This window comes from Acinetobacter lwoffii (assembly GCF_024129435.1).
In the GTDB taxonomy this organism is placed as follows: domain Bacteria; phylum Pseudomonadota; class Gammaproteobacteria; order Pseudomonadales; family Moraxellaceae; genus Acinetobacter; species Acinetobacter lwoffii_F.
The window spans coordinates 1-1,146 of record NZ_JAMXXN010000070.1 but is presented as its reverse complement, the minus strand read 5'-3'; the positions used below and the strand labels follow the sequence as shown (position 1 = coordinate 1,146).

General features: G+C 47.0%; 1 protein-coding gene. It reads left to right on the top strand.

Annotated features, from left to right (window positions below):
- Position 1 precedes the first annotated feature (1 nt).
- Positions 2–1,146 (top strand): elongation factor Tu (tuf, locus tag NI455_RS15340; protein ID WP_043963442.1); only part of this gene is annotated, 1,145 nt, incomplete at its 3' end.

The following is a 1,146-nucleotide window of genomic DNA, read 5'->3' as shown; positions in this document are numbered from 1 at the left end:
CATGGCTAAGGCTAAGTTTGAACGTAATAAGCCACACGTTAACGTGGGCACAATTGGTCACGTTGACCATGGTAAAACAACTTTAACAGCTGCAATTGCAACTGTATGTGCGAAGAAATTCGGTGGCGAAGCGAAAGACTACGCTGCAATCGACTCTGCACCAGAAGAAAAAGCACGTGGTATTACAATTAATACTTCACACGTAGAATACGATTCTCCAACTCGTCACTACGCTCACGTAGACTGCCCGGGTCACGCCGATTATGTTAAAAACATGATTACTGGTGCTGCTCAGATGGACGGCGCGATCCTTGTATGTGCTGCGACTGATGGTCCTATGCCACAGACTCGTGAACACATCCTGCTTTCTCGTCAGGTAGGTGTACCTTACATCGTTGTATTCTTGAACAAATGCGACCTTGTAGACGACGAAGAGCTTCTTGAACTAGTTGAAATGGAAGTTCGTGAACTTCTTTCTACTTACGACTTCCCGGGTGATGACACTCCAGTAATCCGTGGTTCTGCTCTTCTTGCGCTTAACGGTGATGACAGCCAATACGGCGAGCCAGCGGTAGTTGCGCTTGTTGAAGCACTTGACTCTTACATTCCAGAGCCAGAGCGTGCGATTGATCTTCCATTCCTTATGCCAATTGAAGACGTATTCTCAATCTCTGGTCGTGGTACAGTAGTAACTGGCCGTGTAGAGACTGGTATCGTTAAAGTAGGTGAGTCTGTAGAAATCGTTGGTATCCGTGATACTCAAACTACTACAGTAACTGGCGTAGAAATGTTCCGTAAACTTCTTGACGAAGGTCGTGCGGGCGAGAACTGTGGTGTTCTTCTTCGTGGTACTAAGCGTGAAGACGTACAACGTGGTCAAGTATTGACTAAACCAGGTGCGATCAAGCCACACACTAAATTCGATGCGGAAGTATATGTACTTTCTAAAGAAGAAGGTGGTCGTCACACTCCATTCCTTAACGGTTACCGTCCACAGTTCTACTTCCGTACTACGGACGTAACTGGTGCGATCGCGCTTAAAGAAGGCGTGGAAATGGTTATGCCTGGTGACAACGTTGAGATGTCAGTAGAGCTAATCCACCCGATCGCAATGGACCCAGGTCTACGTTTTGCGATCCGTGAAGG